The following is a 21898-nucleotide window of genomic DNA, read 5'->3' as shown; positions in this document are numbered from 1 at the left end:
ACCTCCTTTGATAGAACTACTATTAAAAACTTCGCTTAAATCACCATAAACTGAGTTGATTGGGGGGATGCTCTAGGTTATTCCAAGGTAGAGGTGGAACTGGTGTATCACTTTGTTCCAATAGCTGTTGGAAGTGACGCGCTATGTTGGGCGATCGCGCTTCTATTGGACAATGAACAAAGAAATAAATTCGCACTCCCATCTGCAACCATTGCTGAATCTGCTTTACCCACTCTTCCATAAACGGCTGATTCACTGATAAATTTGGATGAGAAATAAACCGAATCAGCGTAAAAGGCGCTGTCACGCTCAATTGCAACGGTAATTTGGGTTTACGCCGTTCCGATAGCAGCTGGGGGTCATCATCTCCGGTGTAAATGGGGCGCGAGTCTAACAGTACCCGTCCCACACCGAGGTTTTCTAAAAGCGCCGTCAAATTACTAGCATGGGGTTCCCTGAACCAGTCGGAATGCCGAACTTCCACCGCTAGGGGTGCTTCTGTATGCGGCCAAGCTTCCAAAAAGTTGGTCAAATCGTCAAGCAATACAGGTGCATAACTGGGTGGTAACTGGGCAAACATTGGGCCAAGATGCTTACCTAAAGGCCGCATCCCCTCCAGAAATTTTAAAGCGGCTGGAATATAAGGTTGTAGCAACCCTTGATGAGTAATATCTCGCGGTAATTTCAGGCAAAATTTAAAACCTGCTGGTGTTTCGGCAGCCCAACGGGTTACAGTTTCTTCGTTAGGCACGGCATAAAAGGTGGTGTTACCTTCTACAGTCGTGAAACGACGACTGTAGAGATGGAGAAAATCGGCAGTACGAGTTCCTTGGGGATAAAGTTCGCCTACCCAACCTTTATATGCCCAAACAGCACAACCGATAAAAAAGTTCACAGCGCCTAAAAGCCTTGATGTATCTATTCAATTTTACAGGCAGGTTGTAGAGATCAGATCAAGCTAGTACCGCAAGGCGGAATTAAAAATTAAAAATTAAAAATTAATACAGCATAAGGGTTTCGTTGATTTAGAATGATTGGTTTATTTCCGCCGTGTTGTACTAGTTAAGGAGGGAGGCGGCACTTACTCCCACTGCTTCTGCTTCTGGTTGTGCGATCGCTAATTAGTCTTTTGAGCGCGATCGCAAAACCAGAAGTAGCGTGGTATCAGATAATTGTGATTTTATTTGCGGCTCTAGTAGCTTTTTCTCTAGCCTCTTGGATATTAATACCTTTCGCTAAAGCTACGCCCATTCGCCGATAAGGATGAGCATTCGGTTTACCAAATAATTTAATATCTACATCTTTTTCTGACAAAGCATCGGCTACACCATCAAAAGCAACAGAATCAGATTTTTCTGATGCTAAAATTACCGCGCTAGCTGATGCTCCTAGCTGTTCTATATGAGGAATTGGCAAGTCTAAAATAGCTCGCAGATGTAGTTCAAATTCATTGAGATTTTGTGAGATTAATGTCACCATTCCCGTATCGTGGGGTCTGGGAGAAAGTTCAGAAAAAATCACTTCATCTTTGGTAATGAAAAATTCAACACCAAAAATTCCGGCTCCTCCTAATGCATCAGTGACTTTTATGGCTATTTCTTGCGCTCTTAATATCTTCTCTTCCGAAATTTCTGCCGGTTGCCACGATTCTTGATAATCTCCTCGTTCTTGGCGATGACCAATAGGAGAACAGAAAATTGTCGGTGCATTCCACTGTTTAATTGTCAGTAAAGTTATCTCAATTTCAAAGTTAATAAATTCTTCTACGATGACTTTTTGACTGTCTCCTCTAGAATTAGCGATCGCATAATTCCAAGCCTTTTCAACCTCACTCTTATCCTGCACTACAGACTGACCTTTACCAGATGATGACATCACAGGTTTAACAACATTACTAAATCCAATATCATCAGAAATCGCAATCAATTCTTCTAGAGTTGTTGCATAGCCATATTTAGCCGTTCTGATGCCCAATTTTTGATGTGCCAGTTCCCTAATTCTGTCGCGGTTCATTGTATAGTTAGTAGCAGCCGCAGTCGGGATAACTGTAATACCTCGCTGCTCAAACTCGATCAGTTTTTCGGTTCTGATGGCTTCAATTTCTGGTATAATAATATCTGGCTGATGCTTTGTCACTACAGCTTCTAAATCATCAGCACTGAGCATAGAAATAACTTCATAAGCATCAGCAACCTGCATCGCTGGAGCATTGGCATAGCGGTCAACAGCAATTACATAATTACCAAGACGTTGAGCTGCAATCGCAACTTCTTTGCCTAGTTCTCCTGAGCCAAGCAACATCAATTTTTGGGGCAACTTAATACTCATTAACTTATCCAGTCAATTTCAATTTAATCATCTTATAATTTTTTGTGTTTTAATTACCATCTGCTCAAGAATTAAATCTAGCTCCGCGTAGTTTTAATTCTTGACGTTGCAGATTATTTAAACCAGTACCTACGCCAAGATGACACTTGTCTACTAGAGTCTCCAACCAAATAGTCTCGTTAAGAGTTGCACCTTGTAAATCTGCATTTCTTAAGTCGGCTTTCGTAAAGTTTGCAAATAAAAGGTCTGCATTAATTAAACTACTACCTTGTAGATTTGCCCCTGATAAATTACCTCGAATGAAGTTTATATCATCTAAAATTAAACCAGATAAATCTGCTCCGATCAGATTAGGAAACTTTAGCTGACTTGGATATTTAAAAAACCGCATAATACAGATGATATTTGCTTCATTTAGTCGCATTTTAGTTAAAAACTCATAACGAGCTATGCCCAGTTGCTTAAGAATTTGTAGACGCTGTGGGGGACTTTGTTCTAAAAACTGGATGGCTGTATGGCGTAGGTCTTGAGTAGGGATATTTAACATGATTTTCTGATTGTTGTAATACTTGTGTCTATTAAAAATTTAACAGCCGATATTGGCAAATAATAGATAATATAGCAGTCTTAAACCATTCATGAAAAACAAGAACCCCGACTTCTCAAAGAAATCGGGGTTCTAACTTTATCGATAACTACTTACCTAACGTCCGGCCAATAATGCTTTCGTAGCAGATTCGCCTGCTAACCTCACCTGCCTTGTCAACTGGAAGTTTAACAACGCTAAAACAGTCAACTCGGCTAGAAGCGCCATAAAAATTGTTGTCGCGCCAGAGTATTCTATCGCTGCCCAAGGAAAAGTTGAGAATAACCAGACAGTAGGATGTTTCCACGACGACATACCAATAAATTCTAGAATCATCGGTGGTAGGAATGTTACTGCACTTATAGTACCTATTGCCCAGAAAGAACGTTTAGGAGTTTTCAGTAAAAGTATCAATTGGGCGATGGTAGCGTAAATCATCATTAAACTGATAGACAAAGCTATAGTTAAAAGTACTTTCAACCTGTCAAAATTATCACCCTCCCAATTTGGGCTATGGTCTGTATCAAAAACAGATGTAAGTGAAATCCAAACTAGCCAGGGGATAGTAACAATTGTCAAATTAATAGCGATCGCTACGAGTGCAGGGCTTTTTTCAGCCCAAATTAGATCCTGCCAAACACTCTTATGGCTAGAAACTCCCTGATGTCGATATCTTGCCCAATCTTGTACATCTTGACGGTGAGGGGAAAGAACTGCAATTAAGCTTAAAACCAACATCAAGTTGTATAGAACTAGAAAAATTAAATTTTGCCCAACCTGATTATACAAGGTGGAATTACTGTTCCAATGTTGTAAGCTAAATCCCCACATCATAACCTGGCAAAAAGCTACCAATAAATAACTTTGTTTCTTGCTGATTATTAAGGCTTGAGGATTACGAAAGCAACGTTTAAGAGCTTGGAAAATTCCGTAACTGCACAATCCTAAATTCAATAGATGAAAGCCAACAGCACTAACAATATTTGCCCCTAATGGTAAATAGAAAAACTCCAAACTTCTCAGGGGAGAAGCCTTGGACAGATTGAACAAATTAGGAAATAGATAATTTGTTGTATCCCAAGGGCTAAAGAGTCTAAACCAAGTATTTGAGTTATTTAAACTATTGCTATAAGACGATGCCAGCACCATCGTTGTGAACAAGAAAAGCAAAACTGCGCCACTACCTAACCAAGGCTGAAAACCGCTAAACCAGCGACTAACTAAGCCAAATAGTAATGCAGCGCTGTAGAAAAAAATACAACTAGCAGCAAGAATTGCGTAATAACTAAAAATGTAACTAGATGCAATTCTTGCAGAAATTCCAGACCACAGATGTAAAGGAATTGCTGCTAAAATAACGAGATAAATTAAACTTGGAACTCCTAGCAACTTGCCAGTCAATATACTTGTTTCTGATTGAGGACTGAGGCGGATGAAGTTCAATGTACCGCGAGTTTCTTCTTTAGCTAAATCATTAATCAGCAAATAAGTGCCCGCAACTAAGAGGGTAAATACAAAAATTACACTCAAAGAGAGGAATATATATTCCCAGTGATCTCGCCACCATAACTGCCAATCAATTTCGTTTTGTGGACAAAAATTCTTTGAGAAGAAATCATTGAAATAATCAATTTGAGGTTGATTTGATTTCTGGTAAGCCTGGTTTTGTCGCAGTTCATATACTTGACGTAAACGACAGTATGTAGCAGTTAGCGCGTATTGATCATCAGGAAACTCGCGTAACTGATATAAAAAAACTACCAGTTGTAGAAGTAGAGATGTAGCAACTGCGATCGCTACATTAAAAAACTTCAGGCGACCTTTGAGTTCCCGAAATAGTTGCGGATTCCAATCGCCGATTTTGTCTATTAAATTGAGCATAGGATGAAAAATTCTCCAAAAATGGAAAAGTGATATTTATTGATGTATCAAGATGCTTGTTTGTGACCTAAGTTTAAGAAAATAGTTTCTAAGTCTTCTTGTGTGCAGTGAAAATCAGTCAGAGGAATGCCCGCTTTAATTAGCGATCGCAACAACTCAGCACTATCTTCATCTTTGCCCGAAAAATTCACCCGCACGCTGTTTTTTCCTGGTATTACCTCCCACTGTTCTACTAAAGAATGATGTTTAAGTTCACTCAAAAGTGTCTCTAAGTTCCCCAGAGTTGATATCACAATTTGCTGATGGGCAAGACGTTGGTAAAGTTGCTGTAGGGAAGTACTTTCTACCAAAAAGCCAAGTTCCATAATTCCCACAGAAGTACAAAGTTCAGCTAAATCACTGAGAACGTGGGAAGAAATGATTACAGTCATCCCAGCTTCTTGCAAAGCCTTGATGATTTCACGAAAGTGCATCCTAGCAATGGGGTCAAGCCCAGAAACAGGCTCATCTAGTAGTAGTAAAATCGGTTCGTGGATAATGGTTCGCGCTAAACTTAAGCGCTGTTTCATCCCCCGCGACAGCGTAGAAATCCGACTATTACGTTTATTACCAAGTTGGATTAGTTCTAAAACTTCATGTAGACGTTGAGTGCGGCGTGGTTCTCGTAAACGATAAAGACGCGCAAAATAATCTAAGTAGTCCCAGACTGTTAAATCCTCATACAGTGGGTAGTCATCGGGTAGGTAGCCAAGACGACGCTTGAGTTTGGGATTACTCTTGTCACGGAGTAGGCGATCGCCATTAATATAAATCTCACCCGTAGTTGGTTCTTCAGCAGTTGCCAACATTCGGATGAGAGTTGTTTTACCTGCGCCATTCGGCCCAATCAGTCCATATACTTCCCCCGCCTGGATTTCTAAATCAATATCATTGACAGCAACGTGGCGGTCAAATTGCTTAGTTAGCCCACGGGTGCAAATTGCTAATTCTTTTACCATCGCTGCTGGGGTGCGGCTTGTGATTAACAGTTAACCTAACCTCTTTCTACAGCTTTTGTCAGGTTGGTTTCGGAAATTGAAACTGGCTTTATATAAAGCTGCTTTTAGTCATGGGCATTATTTACCCTATCTTCACTAAAGTTTTAAATAATACCAATTCTTAAGTTTTGCTACGGGGAATACTAAAGCTAGAAATCTCTAGGTCTTCTCAGTTAATCAGGTAAAAGCTGTATGGATTTTGAATCGATTATGAAAATGCCTGTTATCGGGCAAACTATTGCTAGTGCTATTGAAGGTGGTAACAAGTGGGGGCAAACTTATGTGAACGATTCGCGCTGGATCGGTAATAGAGATAATATGGCAAATAATGTCATCTACCAATCAACACTTTGGTCAGTGGGCAATGGTATTAGTAATGGCCTTTTGGGAATAGCCGGGATACCAAGTGATGTTGTAATTACACTATATTCTCCAAGTTAAGCTAACATCCGCTCTTTTCACAATTTACGGCATTGACATAACAAGCGATTCTACACAACCCCTAGTCTTAGCTGCTGCTGCTGGAGTTAGTGTATCTGAACTTGCAAATAAATTGGGAACTAAGGCAGCACAACAGGCTATTCAAAAAGCTTTGATGTCTGTCCCTGGTAAAACTTTTACTGAGATAAATAAAGCTTTAGGAATTAAGTTAATCTCTAAAGCAGGCGAAAAAACTTTACTGAACGTAGCAAAGATAGTACCTTTTATAGGCTCTGCGATCGGTGGTACGGTAAATGGGGTAATGATGAATGCTTGTGGACATTCAGTGATTGCCTTCATCAAGGTTTGGAACAGGTCATAAAATAAGGTGGTATTCGTAGCGATTATCTGGATTTTCTAGTCTAGATAATCGTTACTACATAGCAGTTTTTTTCTACTTCTCGTCTTGCTTGTGCACTTTTTACATAATAGGACTTACGCAAGTGTCACAAAAAATTAAACCTTTTGGTTTGTAGTAAGGGCTACCCTACGGGAATACTCCGCGAACAGCCCTGATTTTGAGGACTAAAGTCCTCACTACAAACTAAAAATAATATGCCAGTTGCGTAAGTTCTGTATAAAAATCTGTTTTTGTGTCTGGTCATCGAAAGGGCGATTCAGACAACACACATCTAAATAAATTAAAAACTCCATCGGTACATTTTGCTAGGTATGATATTTGATCTGTAAGCATTTACCTAGTAATCATCAGCTATGACCCAGAACTACCGCATTACACTACTCCCCGGCGATGGCATTGGCCCTGAAATTATGGCAGTGGCGGTAGACGTGCTGAAAGTCGTAGGGAAGCAATTTGATCTGAAGTTTGAATTCCAAGAAGCCCTCATCGGTGGTGCAGCAATTGATGCCACAGGTGAACCCCTGCCATCTGCAACTCTCGAAGCTTGTCGTAACAGTGATGCTGTATTACTCGCAGCCATTGGTGGCTACAAGTGGGATTCCCTACCATCCAATTTACGCCCAGAAGCAGGTTTGTTAGGACTACGTGCCGGTTTAGGATTATTTGCCAATTTGCGCCCAGCGAAAATTTTGCCGCAGCTAATCGACGCCTCGACTTTGAAACGCGAAATTGTAGAAGGCGTGGATATTATGGTGGTGCGTGAACTCACTGGCGGGATTTACTTCGGTAAACCTAAAGGGATTTTTGCCACAGAAACAGGTGAAAAACGCGGTGTAAATACAATGGTTTACACCGAATCTGAAATTGAACGTATTGGGCGGGTGGCTTTTGAAGCGGCAAAAAAACGCGGTGGAAAACTTTGTTCGGTGGATAAAGCGAATGTATTAGAAGTATCTCAGTTGTGGCGCGATCGCATCACCCAACTTTCACAAGAATATCCAGATATCGAACTCTCTCATTTATATGTAGATAATGCTGCTATGCAGTTAGTACGCGCTCCCAAGCAATTCGACACTATAGTTACAGGCAATTTGTTTGGTGATATTCTCTCTGATGCTGCTGCCATGCTCACGGGTAGTATTGGAATGTTACCCTCAGCTAGTTTAGGCGCTTCTGGGCCTGGTGTATTTGAACCAGTTCATGGTTCCGCCCCAGATATTGCCGGACAGGATAAGGCAAATCCTTTAGCACAGGTTTTGAGTGCGGCGATGATGTTGCGCTACGGTTTAGACCAACCAAAAGCGGCAGACCACATAGAACAAGCCGTATTGCAAGTTTTAGAACAAGGCGATCGCACAGGGGATATAATTTCTCCAGGAAAAAATCTCCTTGGTTGCCGCGCTATGGGAGACTCACTCATCAAAGCTATCGAACAAAAATAATTTTGCATAGCAACTTGGGCAATTTGGCAACCTTTGCTATAAGTTTCGGGTAGACTAAAGGGAAATCTAGCAATCAAATAACAGTCGATAGTGTACGCATTACGACAAGGACAAGCAAATTTTACCGCCCCAAAAAACCAATCGCCTTTGATTGATCCCTCTGTAATCAGAGCTGCTGGGCAGATATACTATACTCACTGTGAAGTCCATCCCGAAATAGCTGGGCAACCTTCCGGTGTAGCAATTAATCGTGTGACTCATCGAGGTAAGGTTATTTTTACTAACCAACCAGTTCTTTTACCTCAAGAGTGTTTTGTGCCCTTAAGTCAAATTGAATCCCACATGTATTAGTCATTGGTCATTAGTCATTGGTCATTAGTTATTGACAAAGCACAAATGACAAAGCACAAATGACACAAGACAAATGACAAAGGACAAATGACTGTATGGACATTTTGTTCGCCATCCCGGCGAGTGTAATGGTCTTTGCTTTGGGTGCATCTATTGGTAGTTTTCTCAATGTTATTGTTTATCGCCTACCTGCTGGGTTGTCAATTCTTTGGCCGCCTTCTCGTTGTCCTAAATGCTTAAACCAGCTAAAAGCTTACGACAATGTACCAGTATTCGGCTGGATTTCCTTAAGAGGGCGGTGTCGATATTGCAAGAGCAAAATTTCTGTCCGTTATCCTGTGGTAGAAGGGGTAACGGGCATAATTTTTTTACTAATTTTTTTGGTATTTCAAGTTTCGACTTTAACAATAGGCTATTGGGCTTTTTGCAGTTGGTTATTAGCGCTATCGCTCATTGACTTAGATACAATGACCCTACCTAATCCACTTACTCAGTCGGGTTTAGTGGTAGGGATTTTGTTTCAAATGGTAGTTGGTTTTCTACCAGAAGGTAGTTTTGTGGAATTGGTAAATCACCTGATAATGGCGATAGTTGGTGCAGTATTAGGCTTATGGCTATTTGATGCGATCGCCCTATTGGGTTCAATTGCCTTTGGTAAAACTGCAATGGGTGCGGGTGATGCCAAGTTAGCAGCCATGATGGGAGCCTGGTTAGGCTGGAAATATTTACTCTTGGCTAGTTTTATTGCCTGTGCGCTGGGAGCGTTAATTGGCACTGGTGTTATTATGCGTAGACGTAAAGCCGCAAATCAAGAAACATCGCGACAAAAGTTAGGACAAAAGATGCCTTTTGGCCCTTTTTTGGCTTTAGGATCTGTGATTACCCTATTTAGCGGTGAAGCTATTTTGTCTAGTTACCTGCGGTTATTTTTTCCAGCGTCTTGAATTGAACTACAGAAGAAGCAAGGGAGCAAGGGGAGCAGGGTACACCCGGATTTATCACTCATGGTGTGGGAGGTGTGGAAGGTTAGGAACCTTTTTTCTATCTCCCCACACTCCCCACACTCCCTCTGCCTCTTTATCAATGCCCAATGCTCCATACCCAATGCCCATTCATAAAAAATATTTATAATTCGTGACTGTAACCAACATTACCCCATCTGCCCTTCACATTTTGATAATATTCAGCTTGTGACTTGTATTACCCTCTTAACGACGATTAACCGTTGGCAAGCACAGCTAGTGCAACAGATGCCGCTTGTTCAGAACCTAGCAATACGAATAATTGATTTGGGTAGGAGGGGGAGAGCATTTTATTTGGAGGTTGGTATTCTCATGGCGTTGTCAGTACGTTCATATAATTAAGTCTGCCGAAAAAAATAGCAAGAGACTTGTATTGGTATAAGTATTTTCGTTAAGCTGGCAACCAAAGATGAAAATTAAGGTCTGAATTGCTTAAAAGCGTAGTTTAACGATGTAGTCATTAAGTCATTAGTAAAGACGAATGACCAATGATTAAGGACAATCCAATACGGTTTGACATGTTTTCGACCTCATACCCACTTAAAATAAAATAAAAAATGGCTAACAACGAAGAATCACGTGGTTTAAAGTCTCTATTTGATTGGTTTGCAAATCGACGGAAGTCAGGATCTACCAGCCTCGAACGCCAAGAACGTGAAATTGCTGATGGTCTGTGGCATAAATGTTCTAAGTGTGGAGTGTTGGCATATACAAAAGACCTGAAAGCCAATCAGATGGTTTGTGTCGAATGTAATCATCACAATCGGGTAGACAGTGATGAGCGCATCCGCCAATTGATAGATAGCAATACCTGGAAACCGCTGGATGAGCATTTGCGTCCAACCGACCCGCTAGAATTTCGCGATCGCAAACTCTACAGCGATCGCTTGCGAGAAACACAAGATAAAATTGGCTTGATAGACGCAGTTAGAACTGGTTTAGGTCAAATTAATGGTTTGCCCATTGCCCTTGGGGTTATGGACTTCCGCTTCATGGGTGGTAGTATGGGTTCGGTTGTGGGAGAAAGACTCACCCGCATGATTGAACAAGCCACTCAACGACGGTATCCTGTAGTTATCGTCTGCACCTCCGGCGGCGCGAGAATGCAAGAAGGAATGCTTTCTTTGATGCAGATGGCGAAAATTTCCGCAGCCTTACAGCGCCATAAAGACGCTCGATTATTATATATTCCCGTTTTGACCAATCCGACAACGGGCGGCGTTACCGCTAGTTTTGCAATGTTGGGCGATATAATTTTGGCAGAACCCAAAGCAACCATTGGTTTTGCTGGTCGGCGAGTGATTGAGCAAACCCTGCGGGAAAAACTACCCGAAAATTTCCAGACTGCTGAAGATTTGCTCCAGCATGGTTTTGTGGATGATATCGTACCCCGTACCCAATTAAAGAACACCCTAGCCCAGCTGATTGCTCTACACCAGCCTGTATTAACAACACCTCACATGGTTTTGTGGGAAACAATGTCTTTAACTTCTACCGCCGCAGAATAAAGTTTGGGGAATGAGGCATGGGGCACAAGAGGCAGAGGGGAAAAACTTACTGCAACTTCCCCCCCTGCTCCCCTGCTCCCTAACTTCTTTGTGGCTCTTGGAGAAACATGAGTGGAACAAGGGCTACTAGTCGGAATACACCAGAGAGGACAAACAAGGTTAGTAAACCTCCAGACTGAGCAAATTGGACGATGAAACTGCCTATAGTTGTGCCTAAAGCACCACTTACTCCAGCAACGGCAGCTGCGATCGCAAAATAGATAGACTGATTTTTAATTGGTGCGATCGCCAATTGTATATTGTTACTGCACAAATCAATCGCTGCCCAAGTACCTCCAGCTAAAATGTGCAATAGTGGCAACCACAACCAAATATCAAGGCGATTAATACTAATTCCCAGCCACAGAAATGGTGTGACTCCAACCAAAATCCCAATACAGATGAGGATAGGACGATTGCCTATCTTGTCTGCTAATTTTCCCCACAGGATGAGCATTAGCAAAGTCGCCCCCGCCTGAAGGCTGTTGTAGATAGTCACGTAACTTACATCTAAATCCAGCGTATCCAGCATATAGAGGTTAAAAAAAGGACTGCTGAGGTTAACAGCAAGTGTCCAAAAGCTGAAATACAGCAGAAATATCAAAAAGTTAGAGTTTTTCCAAACACTGTTAGCTAATTGGTTTTGTGGTGGATGAATTGATTGAAGCACTTCAGAAGATTCATCTTTTGCAACCTCTGATTGAATCTCACTTGTTTGAGTTAACTTGCCATAATAAGTGTTTTGCGATCGCGGATTCATATCCACCTGGAAATATTGACACCCCAATCCCATAATTCCAAAGACAACACTTACCAGTAGAACTACCCCATAACCTTGTAGAGATCCCCCATACCAATGTGATACAACTAGACCAGCTATTGGTACGCAAACCAAATTAGTTAGACTAGCGGCGCTACTGCGTAGCCCAAAATACCTGCCTCGTAATCGCCGGGGAACTATCATTGCCACCCAACTTAGCCACGATGCGGTTCCTAATCCTCCCAAAAGATTGCTGAATAGAACAATCAAGAGTGTCAATATCACTAACTGGTGAGCATCAACCACTCCCCAATTGGCGCTGGCAATACCAATTACTAAAATCAGCCATAGCAGCCGACCAATTCCGTGTGTCCGAAGCGAATATTGAAAACGGCTGGTGCTGCGTTCCGACAAGTAAGCACCCAACGGCTGAATAAGATTGACCAACATAGGGATGGAGCAAAGCATCCCAAATACCACTGGACTAGCACCCAATTCCACCAATAAATTGCTGAGTAAAATCCCGCCAGTTCCCAGGGAGTAAACCGATGCTAATACAGAATCCGCAGTAGAAGCTTTTAAACTAGTGCGAATAGTATCCTTGGGAATTCGAGAGTTTGGAGAGATTGCTGTTGGTGGTAAGGCAATCTGGGGAAATTCCAGAGTCAGTGGCGCAGTTGTTTCAACCTGAACAGAATCCATAATCTATGTTTATGGGTGAAGTACCCTGGATAAATCCGGTTGCAGAGGAATTCAGTATGCTTTATCAATGAAGGCAGGAGTTAGAGGGCAGGAGGCAGGAGGAAAACTGACCCCTAACTCTTGCCCGTGACCGGACGGGTCTTGGGTTTAAGACCCCCGCCAAATTTTTAGTTTGGTGGCCCCAATTTAGGAGGGAGTTTGAATCCCCTTCTAAATTGAACCTCCTGCCTCCTGCCTTCTGCCTTCTTCAAAGCATTGCTGATAATTTTTCGTTATTTTAGCTTGCAATTCTCAACAAAAATTTCAAATAAGTAAAATTTCACTCCTTAGCAACAGAAGGTATAAGTAAGAAGAGAGAAACTGTTATCTGTCTGTGATTAAGCAAAGATTATTTAATTTTTTGGGATTGATGATGGCGATCGCGATCGCTATTATTGCTTGTCAAAGCCTACAATTACCAAGCCAACCGTTAGCATCTACCGCAGTCACCATTAAACTCAGTGGTTGGGGAGGCTCTCCCGTCGAGCAAAAACTCTTGAGACAAGTACTGCAAGACTTTGAGGCACAACATCCCGCAATTAAGGTCAAATATGAGGTAATTTCCGACCAATACATGGATGTAATCAAAACTCGTTTAGTTGGAGAAGCTGCACCTGATGTTTTTTATCTAGATGCGCTGGAAGCTCCTTTCTTGATGAGTCAAACTGTCCTAGAACCGTTAGATAGTTACATCACCCCCGAATTTGACTTAGTAGACTTCGAGGATACCCTACTCAACAGTTTTAAATATCAGAACCAGATTTACGGTCTTCCCAAAGACTATTCCACCCTTGCTTTGTTTTATAACAAAAAAGCCTTTGCCTTTGCAGGCTTGAGTAATCCGCCAGCGACTTGGGATGAATTACGGACTTACTCGAAGCAATTGACAGGCAAACTTAACAAATACGGCTTTGGTGAAATTCCAGAATTGGCGCGTCAGGCTTATAAAATCAAAGCCTTTGGTGGACAACTCGTTGATCAAAACGGTTCTGCTACCTTTGCTAGTGAGGCAGGTTTACAAGGTTTAGAGTTGGTAGTTGACCAGTATCAAAAAGACCGCTCCTCTGCCCAAAAATCTGATGTGGGGACAAACTCAGGTAGTGAAATGTTTGGTCAGAATAAAGTGGCAATGGTGATTGAGGGTAACTGGGCAATTCCTTATCTAACTGAAACTTTTCCGCAAATAGAGTTTGCTACTGCACCAGTGCCTACTATTAATGACAAAAAAAGCACGATGGTATTTACAGTTGCCTACGTAATGAATAAGCAAGCACAACACAAAGCCGAAGCCTGGAAGTTGATTTCTTATCTCACAGGTAAAGAAGGAATGCAAAAGTGGACAGGAACAGGGTTTGCTTTGCCAACACGTAAATCAGTAGCAAAGAATTTGGGCTATGACCAAGATCCATTGCGATCGCCATTAGTCGCGGGTGTTAATTACGCTACACCGTGGCAAGTAGGGAAATATCCAAGTGCGATCGTGAATAATTTTGATAACCAGTTTGTCAGCGCCTTGTTGGGGCAACAACCATTAAAACAAGCAATGCTGAAGGCAGAGAATGAAGCTAATCAGCAGATTAAAGCGATGGAGTAATACTTAGTCTAAGCAATCTTTCTTGCCTCTACCAAATCACTTTTTGTCCATTCCTCGGTTGGTGTAGTTAAATCCTCAAAGTACTTCACTTTACCGCGCATCTCTCCAAATAGCTCCTCTGTTGAAGGTGTTTGCGCGTATTTGGAAATTTTCACGACTGGCTTGCCGCGATCAGTAACTACAATTTCTTCTCCTTCTGACTCTACAAGTCGTAAGAACTCAAGAAGTTGAGATTTGAGTTTACTTTTGGAAATTGATTTCATAATAACCATAGTCATGACTATAGTCATATTCTAATAGGACATAGCATGAACTATTGCTCAATATTTATCGGCTATCACCAAGACTCATTGCGATCGCCATTAGTAGCGGGTGTTAATTACGCTACACCGTGGCAAGTAGGTCAGTATCCAAGTGCGATCATGAATAACTTTGATAATCAGTTTGTCAGCGCCTTGTTGGGACAACAACCATTAAAGCAGGCGATGCTGAAGGCAGAAAATGAAGATAATCGGCAGATTAAAGCAATGGATTGACCGAAAATCAATCTTTTTGCGGGTGTCTATGTTTGCTTCGGTTAGTAGTTCTATCAGAATATAGGCACGAGAGCGATCGCTCTCGTGCCAATGCATCATATCCTTTTCATAGGTCTTTTTTTTTGCAGTTCCATCAGCAGATAGGTGTTTAACTGGTAGCAGCGTTGGAGTGAGGCAACGTAAGCAGCGCGTAGTTCTTCGTTAGTTATTTTGGCGCGTAAATCTTCAAATATTTCAATAGCTGCTTGAATATGTGTTTGGGCTGGTTGTAAATTACCCCGACTGTATTCTAGAAAAGCTATATGAAAGAGCATTTTGGCTTCTTCTTCCCTGTCCCCAACTGCCCGGAGTATTGTTAAAGCTTGGTTGTAGTATTTGAGTCCTTCTTGCTTTTCTCCTAAAAAGTAGTTGTAGACAGCGCCAATATTACTGAGGATAGTGGCTTCCCTTCTTCTCTCGCCCACTGCACGGATTATGGGTAAAGCTTGGTTGTAATATTTGAGCGCTTCTTGCGTTTCTCCTAATAAGCCGTAGAGAAAGCCAATATCGTTGAGGGTGCGGGCTTCCACTTTTCTGTCCCCCACAGCACGGCTTATGGGTAAAGCTTGCTTGAGGTATTTGAGCGCTTCTTGCTTTTCTCCTAAATCAGAGTAGACAATGCCAATATTGATGAGGGTGCTGGCTTCTTCTCCTCTGTCCCCCACAGCGCGGCTTATGGGTAAAGCTTGGTTGTAGTATTTGAGTGCTTCTTGCTCTTCTCCTAAATTGTCGTAGGCTTTGCCAATATAGGCGAGGGTGACGGCTTCCACTTTTCTGTCTCCCACAGCGCGGCTTATGGGTAAAGCTTGGTTGAAGAATTTGAGCGCTTCTTGGTTTTTTTTTAATGAGTTGTAGACTTTGCCAATATTATTGAGGGTGGTGGCTTCCATTCCCTTGTCCCCCACTGCACGGAGTATTGGTAAAGCTTGGTTGTAATATTTGAGCGCTTCTGGCTTTTCTCCTAAATCGTCGTAGACTTTGCCAATATTGTTGAGGGTTTCGGCTTCCCAGCGTCTATCATCAACTTGTTGCCAAAGCTTCAGCGCTTCTTGGTATTTTGCGATCGCTTGTCGCAGTGATTCTGCTGTCCCTTGTTGATAAAACTCCTTCCCTTCTTGAGTAACTCGTTCCGCAGCAGCACGAGTGGCATTTTGTTGAGTGGTTCCTGGGTGCTGTGCTATCTGCAACCCTCGGTTTGTCGGTGTCGCCCCCACAGCATCAGCAAGCATTACCGCACTCAGCAACAAAGTTAAACTGTAGCGGGTCACTTTTGGTAGAAACCACCTGCAAATCCCCTGATTATTTGCACTCCCCATGATTTGTCAGTCTCAATAAGTGATTATTTACAGCCTATCCCGTCGGCATCAATTCCGATTATTAGTAAATTATTTAACTTTTGCCAGTAATATTGCTGAAACTTTATGTTGATTTTATAGGTGCAGCTAGCTGACTCATCCGTGGCTTCTGTTTTGGTAACAAATTTTTTTAGAGGCTAGGGAGAACAGGGAATGAGAATAGGATTTATCGTGAGGCACAAGATTCCCGACTTTTTTGAAAAGTCGGGAATCTGGGGATCTGATTGAGCAATGTTCGCTCTAAAAAATCTAGAATAAGATGAGGTTTACTAATTATTTAGCAATGGAAGTTGTAAGTTTTACAACTAAAATCGATTCTTGGACGAATTTTTGAATCGTGTCGAAGGTAATTGTGATGGATCTATTTCTTACTCTTGAGACTCTACCTTTTGGATAAACTTCTGAATTGCTTGTAAATACGAGTTACTTCCAGGTTGATAAATTTGGACATGTTTTCCTTTTGGAATTAATAAAAGTTGTTTGAGTTCAGGGGCAGCATCATATAACTGCTGACTCATGTAGGATGGAACAATGCTGTCATCAGTTCCATGAATAAATAAAACGGGAAGACGTAGAGAACGAACTTTAGAAATAGAATCAAACTTTTGTGTTAGCAGCAGATCGATGGGAAACATCCGTAACCAATCTCTATATTTGATTTCCTCTGCCATTGATGTAAAAGAGCTTTGCACAATTAATCCACTTGCTTCTGGATGTTTTACTGCCAAATCTATAGCAACTGCTCCCCCCATTGATTCGCCGTAAATAACAATTCTCTCAGGAGGTATTTGTTGTATTTTTACTAAATAATTCCAGGCTATTTGACTATCTTGATAAAGCTGAGACTCACTAGGGAAATTCCCTTTGCTACTACCATAACCTCGGTAGTCAATCACTAATACAGAAAACCCTAACTGTCGCATTGCTTGAAGTCTGCCTATATAATTGTAGTAACCTTTATTATTAGCAGCACCACAAAAGTATAAAAATGTTTTAGGTGATTTTAAAATTTTTACAGGCTCATTTGGAATTAAAGAAACTTTCTCTTTTGGTAATGGTGCTGGAATCCACCAGCCATGTATATATTCATTAGAGTCGGTAATAGATAAACGCACATCTTTGTAAGGAAGAAAAAAGTCGGGTGAACTAGGTAGAGTTAAAATTTGTGGAGTGGGGCTAAATATCAAAGAACGCTGCCGAACAAACAAAAATAGACAAGTTGAAATGTAGGCGATCGCTATTGCTCCTAGACTTGTTAGCAGCAGTTTTCGATGATTAAAATATTTCATATTCCTAAAGTTATTTTCCAAAACTACCAAAAGGTGCAATGTCTACGACGGGCTACGCCTACGCTATTTTTATTAGCCCATTTCTAATACAATCCCCATTCTAATTTCAGAGTTTCTAACTTAGGATTTTTTACACTCATTCTCCTACACTCTTCTAAAAATTCTTTGACTTGTTCTTCGTTAAGACTTAACCCACCATCTTGTAGATTATTGATATAAGTAATCACATCTGAAGTTGTTAAAGCCGAATTGATTTCTTCTAGAAGAATAGCATTTCTAACTTCCCGACAAACTAACTCAATATCGGATGAAGTAAATCTCCCACTTTTATCTGCCAGAATTTCAAAGTTGACTAGCTGATTAATATCAATTTTCGACAAGTAGTATTGAAATAAATCTCTTCTCTCTACTTGATCGGGTGGAAAAACAGGAATCTTCCAATCCAATCTACCAGAACGTTTCAAAGCACTATCAATTCCACTCAAATAATTAGTTGCAGCAATGACAATTACATCACTATTTTGAAGATTATTTAGTTCTATAAGTAATTGGTTGATGGTTGCCTTTTGGTCTGTATGTGCGTTGTCATCATTACGATTAAATCCAATACTGTCTAATTCATCAATGAATAAAAGTGAAGGAGACTTTTTCTTAGCTTGAGCAAAGATATCTCGAATATTCTTTTGACTTTGCCCAATCCAAACACTGACAATATCGGCAGGAGAGAACTTAAAGAAATATCTCCCAGACTCATTAGCAAAGGCATTTGCTAGTAGAGTTTTACCACATCCCGGTAAGCCATAGAAAAGAATTCCACCAATTGAACTCTTATATCCTTTAGATTGCAGCTTCAAGAGTCTAGTTAGTTTCTCTTTTTCTTCATTTAGCCCTTGTACTTGGCTAAAGTCAAGTTTAAATTCTTTGACGCGGTTAGTAATTGGATATGCTTGGACTAAACTAGGTTTTTTAGCTCCATAATTAAAAGATGGATAGTCGATAGAGTCAAAGGATACTGGGACTAATTGGTGTTTTTCATAATCAGGAGCCATGATTACAACTTGGAAGCGATCGCCATAATATCCAGAAAACTTATATTCTAATATTTCCTTAGCTTTTTTCAATTGGTAATAATTTCGTGCTATCTCAAAACCAGGAATTACTAACCAAAGGCTTTCTAGTTTATTCGGCCATACTTTGGATTTCCTTAAAACTCTTTTAATTGAATCTAAAAAGAGGTTATTATCCTGAAATTCCTGGTATTTGAGAGTTTCTATCTCAACCACTACCTGATTTTTGACATAGACTTCAATAATCTCATTTTGGTACTCTTCATCATCGTCTGATGTCTCTTCATCAATTGTTTCTTCATCGCTAGAAGTCAACTCAACTTCACAGCCGATATTAGATAACCCATATCCTAGACTTTCCAACGTTTTAATAGCAAAATACTTAAGGTAGATATATTCTTTACTTTCCTGCTGCCACTTCAGAGTATAAAAATGTTCAGCTTTCATTTTTAATAGTAACTGTGACTCAGCCTGTATTTGAGCTTTTTGTAATTCGACAAAGTAATCTTGCAAAGATGCATCATCTTCCTCTATTTCATAATATGGAAGTTCCAGTAATAGGCGGAAATGGGCGTACACTTCCTCTTTGTATTCAATAGAGGCTTCATTTGGATATTTACACCTGAGAGTAAAAGTAAAAGGAATTTTACTAGCAACTCTATCTACCAAGTAGCCTAAAGCATCTTCTTGTTGATGAGCTTGGATTTCTAATGCCGATGGACAATGAAATAAAATAAAAAATTGTTCGGAATTATATTTATTGGCATATAGAGATATCTGTTCAAACTACTGATCGAATTTTTCAGAATCAAGCAATTCTAAACCAGTGTTGCCAAGTATAATACTGGTCATGGTTGAACGATAAAACTGAAAAATACTAGCATCAGAAATAGAATTTTCTTGTTCATCTTCACAATCTTTATCTTCTGAGGCAATACTTGTAGGAATTTTCCTAGTGGCAGCTTTGGGGATACTATTATAGCCGCCATACTGGTATTTTCTAATTAATTCATAATTAAAGATTTTGACAACAATATCAGAGAAGAAATCTTCTACTTGTGGAATTAAAAAAATACCTACTGGCTGGTGAGAATCTAAACACGCTTGAAATCGTTCATATTCTTGTTCAGAGCCAAAATCAAACAAGTAGTAGAAAAAATCGTGTTTAACTGAGATTGCCTCTTTTAGTTTGGCTGAAATAGATTGAGATTCAGCAACTTCATTTATTGGTTCTACGCCTTTAAGAGAAATTGCTATTTTTGTATCTAACGGAATATGCAAATCCAACTGAGGATTTGCACAAAGCCCTAATTCATCAAGAGCAGTATTAAAATCATCTATGAATGATTGACTTCTACGCTGGTAGCCAAACTGTTCTATGATAGTTTTGACCCGTAGGCTTTTTTGAGTTTTCCCAGTTCTCTGGAGTTTATTTTTAATCGAACGTAAGTAGGCTGTATATGACATTTTGTGAGCATCCCAAGGAAACTAAATATATAGTTCCCTAACTTACATATCCAGCTAACTCACACAAGCAATGTCTTTATTTTTGTCTGGGAGTACGATAAATAATCATGCACAATCCATCGCTACAGCCGGGTTAGTGCGAGATTAGATGGAGGTTCAGTAGTGTTTGAAATCAACAGGCGGCGGAGTAACCCCAGGCGGAACATCACTGAAGACTTGGCTGGGTATATGTTTATGATGCCCACCATTCTAGTTTTGGGAACTTTTGTAGTCTTACCCATTCTCTACGCCGTTTTTCTTTCTTTGCAAAAAGTCCAACTTCTTGGCGGTATTGAATACGAGTTCATCGGTTTTCGGAACTTCACACGATTAGCTGAAGATGAAAGAGTTTGGATTGCTTTGAGAAACACCGCCGAATATGTAGGTATTGTTGTGCCAACTCAAACTATCCTGGCTTTAATTCTGGCAGTAACTCTGAATTCTGCAATTCGCGGTAAAAACTGGTGGCGTATCCTCTATTTTTTGCCGACAGTCACTTCTTCAGCAGTGCTGACACTCATCTTTATGTGGATTTATAACACTGATGGGCTACTAAACGATTTTCTCGCTTTTGTGGGGCTACCTACTTATAACTGGTTGGGCGATCCAGCAGTTGCGCTTAAAGGGATTATGATCATGAACATTTGGTCAACTGCGCCGTTTTTCATGGTGATTTATCTGGCGGCGTTGCAAGATATACCCCAAACACTTTACGAAGCGGCGGAACTTGATGGCGCAAATGGATGGCAGCAATTTATCCACATTACTCTTCCCCTGCTTAAGCCTGTAACCTTCTTTGTGGCAACAGTGGGGGTAATTGGGACTTTTCAACTTTTTGACCAGTCTTACATCTTTTCTGGCGGTACTGGCGGGCCAAACAACGCTACCTTAACTGTGGTGTTGCTGATTTATCAAGCTGTATTTCGGAATTTACAAATGGGATATGCAGCTGCGATCGCATTTTTATTAGCAGCAGTCATCATTGCCATTACTTTGATTCAGCGACGACTTTTCGGAGGCGAACGAATTTGACTAACACCTCTGGCTTATCCTGGCTCAAAGCCCTCTTATACGTCCTGCTGACCCTCTATGCCATCATTACCCTAATACCCTTTCTCTGGGCACTTTCAGCATCATTTAAGCCGCTAACAGAGATTGTCAGTGGTGAACCCAACTTTCTCCCCAAGAATTTTACTCTCGATAACTACAAGCAAATCTTTCTCCAAGAACCGCTATTTTGGCGTTGGTTGTTTAATAGTGTAGCGATCGCCGTCAGCGTTACGCTTTTAAACTTATTGTTAAACTCAATGGCTGGTTATGCCTTGGCGAGACTACGCTTTGTGGGCAAGCGCTTTTGGTTCTTCCTAATTTTGGCAGTACTAGCAGTACCGGCGCAAATCACCCTGATTCCCACATTTTTGATTTTGAAAGCGATCGGCTGGCTGAATTCTTACCAAGGCATGATTGTTCCTAGCATGGTTAATGCCACTTTTATCTTCATGATGCGGCAGTTTTTTGTTAATTTTCCTAAAGAACTAGAAGAAGCAGCGCAACTGGATGGCTTAAATACCTTTGGGATTTTCCGATATATTGTCTTACCTTTGGCAAAACCAGCACTAGCAGCACAGGCAGTTTTTGTATTCATGGGGAGTTGGAATAATTTTTTACTGCCTATAGTTATCCTATTTGACCCAGAAATGTTTACCCTTCCCTTGGGGCTGAACACCTTTAAAGGTCAATACATCAGCTATTGGAACTACATTATGGCGGCTTCTATGGTCTTTACCCTGCCAGCTTTAGGCATTTATGCCTTTTTTAATCGTTACTTTATTCAAAGCGTCACCTTTACCGGGGGAAAAGGTTAATAGCCATTAGTCATTAGTCATTAGTCATTAGTCAAGAGTTAAAAATTCTTCCCCTGCCCAATACCCCATTCCCAATGCCCAATGCCCCATTCCCAATGCCCAATGCCCAAT

General features: G+C 40.8%; 20 protein-coding genes and 1 pseudogene. 10 read left to right on the top strand and 11 right to left on the bottom strand.

What is annotated here, in order from left to right; genetic code table 11:
- Positions 1 to 40: 40 nt before the first annotated feature.
- The 5 genes from A4S05_RS16520 to A4S05_RS16500 form a co-directional block, all read right to left on the bottom strand.
- Positions 41 to 895, bottom strand: coding sequence for a DUF72 domain-containing protein (locus A4S05_RS16520; RefSeq protein ID WP_069070889.1), 855 nt, complete (start codon positions 893 to 895; stop codon positions 41 to 43).
- Between the two features lie 269 nt (positions 896 to 1164).
- Positions 1165 to 2328 (bottom strand): formate-dependent phosphoribosylglycinamide formyltransferase, encoded by a 1164-nt coding sequence (gene purT, locus A4S05_RS16515; protein WP_069070888.1) that lies wholly within the window; start codon positions 2326 to 2328, stop codon positions 1165 to 1167.
- A 64-nt stretch (positions 2329 to 2392) separates the two neighbouring features.
- A complete protein-coding gene (locus A4S05_RS16510) occupies positions 2393 to 2875 on the bottom strand; it encodes a pentapeptide repeat-containing protein (protein ID WP_069070887.1) in 483 nt (160 codons plus the stop codon).
- 156 nt (positions 2876 to 3031) lie between these two features.
- A complete protein-coding gene (locus A4S05_RS16505) occupies positions 3032 to 4795 on the bottom strand; it encodes an ABC transporter permease subunit (protein ID WP_069070886.1) in 1764 nt (587 codons plus the stop codon).
- Between the two features lie 47 nt (positions 4796 to 4842).
- Entirely contained in the window at positions 4843 to 5793 is a 951-nt protein-coding gene (locus A4S05_RS16500; RefSeq protein ID WP_069070885.1) for an ABC transporter ATP-binding protein, read from the bottom strand.
- Between the two features lie 231 nt (positions 5794 to 6024).
- Between A4S05_RS16500 and A4S05_RS38950 the strand changes: the two genes are divergently transcribed.
- The 6 genes from A4S05_RS38950 (at position 6025) to accD (ending at position 10996) form a co-directional block, all read left to right on the top strand.
- Positions 6025 to 6273, top strand: coding sequence for a hypothetical protein (locus A4S05_RS38950; protein WP_084227132.1), 249 nt, complete (start codon positions 6025 to 6027; stop codon positions 6271 to 6273).
- A gap of 112 nt (positions 6274 to 6385) precedes the next feature.
- Positions 6386 to 6634: a hypothetical protein gene (locus A4S05_RS38945; RefSeq protein WP_084227131.1), complete on the top strand. Its 249-nt coding sequence runs from the start codon at positions 6386 to 6388 to the stop codon at positions 6632 to 6634.
- Positions 6635 to 7026: 392 nt separating this feature from the next.
- Positions 7027 to 8115, top strand: a complete 1089-nt coding sequence (leuB, locus tag A4S05_RS16490; RefSeq protein WP_069070884.1) for a 3-isopropylmalate dehydrogenase — start codon at positions 7027 to 7029, stop codon at positions 8113 to 8115.
- Between the two features lie 90 nt (positions 8116 to 8205).
- On the top strand, positions 8206 to 8466 hold the full coding sequence (locus tag A4S05_RS16485) for a hypothetical protein (protein WP_069070883.1): 261 nt from the start codon (positions 8206 to 8208) through the stop codon (positions 8464 to 8466).
- A gap of 95 nt (positions 8467 to 8561) precedes the next feature.
- A complete protein-coding gene (locus A4S05_RS16480; RefSeq protein ID WP_069070882.1) occupies positions 8562 to 9410 on the top strand; it encodes a prepilin peptidase in 849 nt (282 codons plus the stop codon).
- 635 nt (positions 9411 to 10045) lie between these two features.
- The gene (accD, locus tag A4S05_RS16475; protein ID WP_069070881.1) at positions 10046 to 10996 is read left to right on the top strand and encodes an acetyl-CoA carboxylase, carboxyltransferase subunit beta; all 951 of its coding nucleotides are present in this window, start codon (positions 10046 to 10048) and stop codon (positions 10994 to 10996) included.
- Positions 10997 to 11075: 79 nt separating this feature from the next.
- Here accD and A4S05_RS16470 read toward each other — a convergent pair whose 3' ends face one another.
- Positions 11076 to 12497: an MFS transporter gene (locus A4S05_RS16470; RefSeq protein ID WP_069070880.1), complete on the bottom strand. Its 1422-nt coding sequence runs from the start codon at positions 12495 to 12497 to the stop codon at positions 11076 to 11078.
- Between the two features lie 412 nt (positions 12498 to 12909).
- Between A4S05_RS16470 and A4S05_RS16465 the strand changes: the two genes are divergently transcribed.
- A complete protein-coding gene (locus A4S05_RS16465) occupies positions 12910 to 14130 on the top strand; it encodes an ABC transporter substrate-binding protein (RefSeq protein ID WP_069070986.1) in 1221 nt (406 codons plus the stop codon).
- 8 nt (positions 14131 to 14138) lie between these two features.
- Here the strand turns inward: A4S05_RS16465 and A4S05_RS16460 are convergent, their stop codons facing one another.
- Positions 14139 to 14393, bottom strand: a complete 255-nt coding sequence (locus tag A4S05_RS16460; protein ID WP_069070879.1) for a type II toxin-antitoxin system Phd/YefM family antitoxin — start codon at positions 14391 to 14393, stop codon at positions 14139 to 14141.
- 66 nt (positions 14394 to 14459) lie between these two features.
- Here A4S05_RS16460 and A4S05_RS16455 point away from each other — a divergent pair.
- Positions 14460 to 14666 (top strand): annotated as a pseudogene (locus tag A4S05_RS16455) (ABC transporter substrate-binding protein); the annotation flags it as partial.
- Between the two features lie 95 nt (positions 14667 to 14761).
- On the opposite strand, the gene A4S05_RS16450 reads toward A4S05_RS16455, so the two are convergent.
- From A4S05_RS16450 to A4S05_RS43350, 4 genes are all read right to left on the bottom strand, one after another.
- Positions 14762 to 15973, bottom strand: a complete 1212-nt coding sequence (locus A4S05_RS16450) for a tetratricopeptide repeat protein (RefSeq protein ID WP_256091003.1) — start codon at positions 15971 to 15973, stop codon at positions 14762 to 14764.
- 455 nt (positions 15974 to 16428) lie between these two features.
- Positions 16429 to 17349: an alpha/beta hydrolase gene (locus A4S05_RS16445; RefSeq protein WP_069070876.1), complete on the bottom strand. Its 921-nt coding sequence runs from the start codon at positions 17347 to 17349 to the stop codon at positions 16429 to 16431.
- An 83-nt stretch (positions 17350 to 17432) separates the two neighbouring features.
- On the bottom strand, positions 17433 to 19085 hold the full coding sequence (locus tag A4S05_RS16440; RefSeq protein ID WP_256091002.1) for an ATP-binding protein: 1653 nt from the start codon (positions 19083 to 19085) through the stop codon (positions 17433 to 17435).
- 117 nt (positions 19086 to 19202) lie between these two features.
- Positions 19203 to 19883, bottom strand: coding sequence for a hypothetical protein (locus tag A4S05_RS43350; RefSeq protein WP_256091000.1), 681 nt, complete (start codon positions 19881 to 19883; stop codon positions 19203 to 19205).
- A gap of 162 nt (positions 19884 to 20045) precedes the next feature.
- Here A4S05_RS43350 and A4S05_RS16435 point away from each other — a divergent pair, with 162 nt between their 5' ends.
- Positions 20046 to 20954, top strand: a complete 909-nt coding sequence (locus A4S05_RS16435) for a carbohydrate ABC transporter permease (RefSeq protein WP_069070875.1) — start codon at positions 20046 to 20048, stop codon at positions 20952 to 20954.
- Entirely contained in the window at positions 20951 to 21787 is an 837-nt protein-coding gene (locus A4S05_RS16430; RefSeq protein ID WP_069070874.1) for a carbohydrate ABC transporter permease, read from the top strand. The genes A4S05_RS16435 and A4S05_RS16430 overlap by 4 nt, the downstream gene beginning before the upstream one ends.
- Positions 21788 to 21898: the final 111 nt, after the last annotated feature.

It is taken from the genome of Nostoc sp. KVJ20, assembly GCF_001712795.1.
Lineage (GTDB): Bacteria > Cyanobacteriota > Cyanobacteriia > Cyanobacteriales > Nostocaceae > Nostoc.
This window is presented reverse-complemented; position numbering and strand designations above follow the sequence as displayed.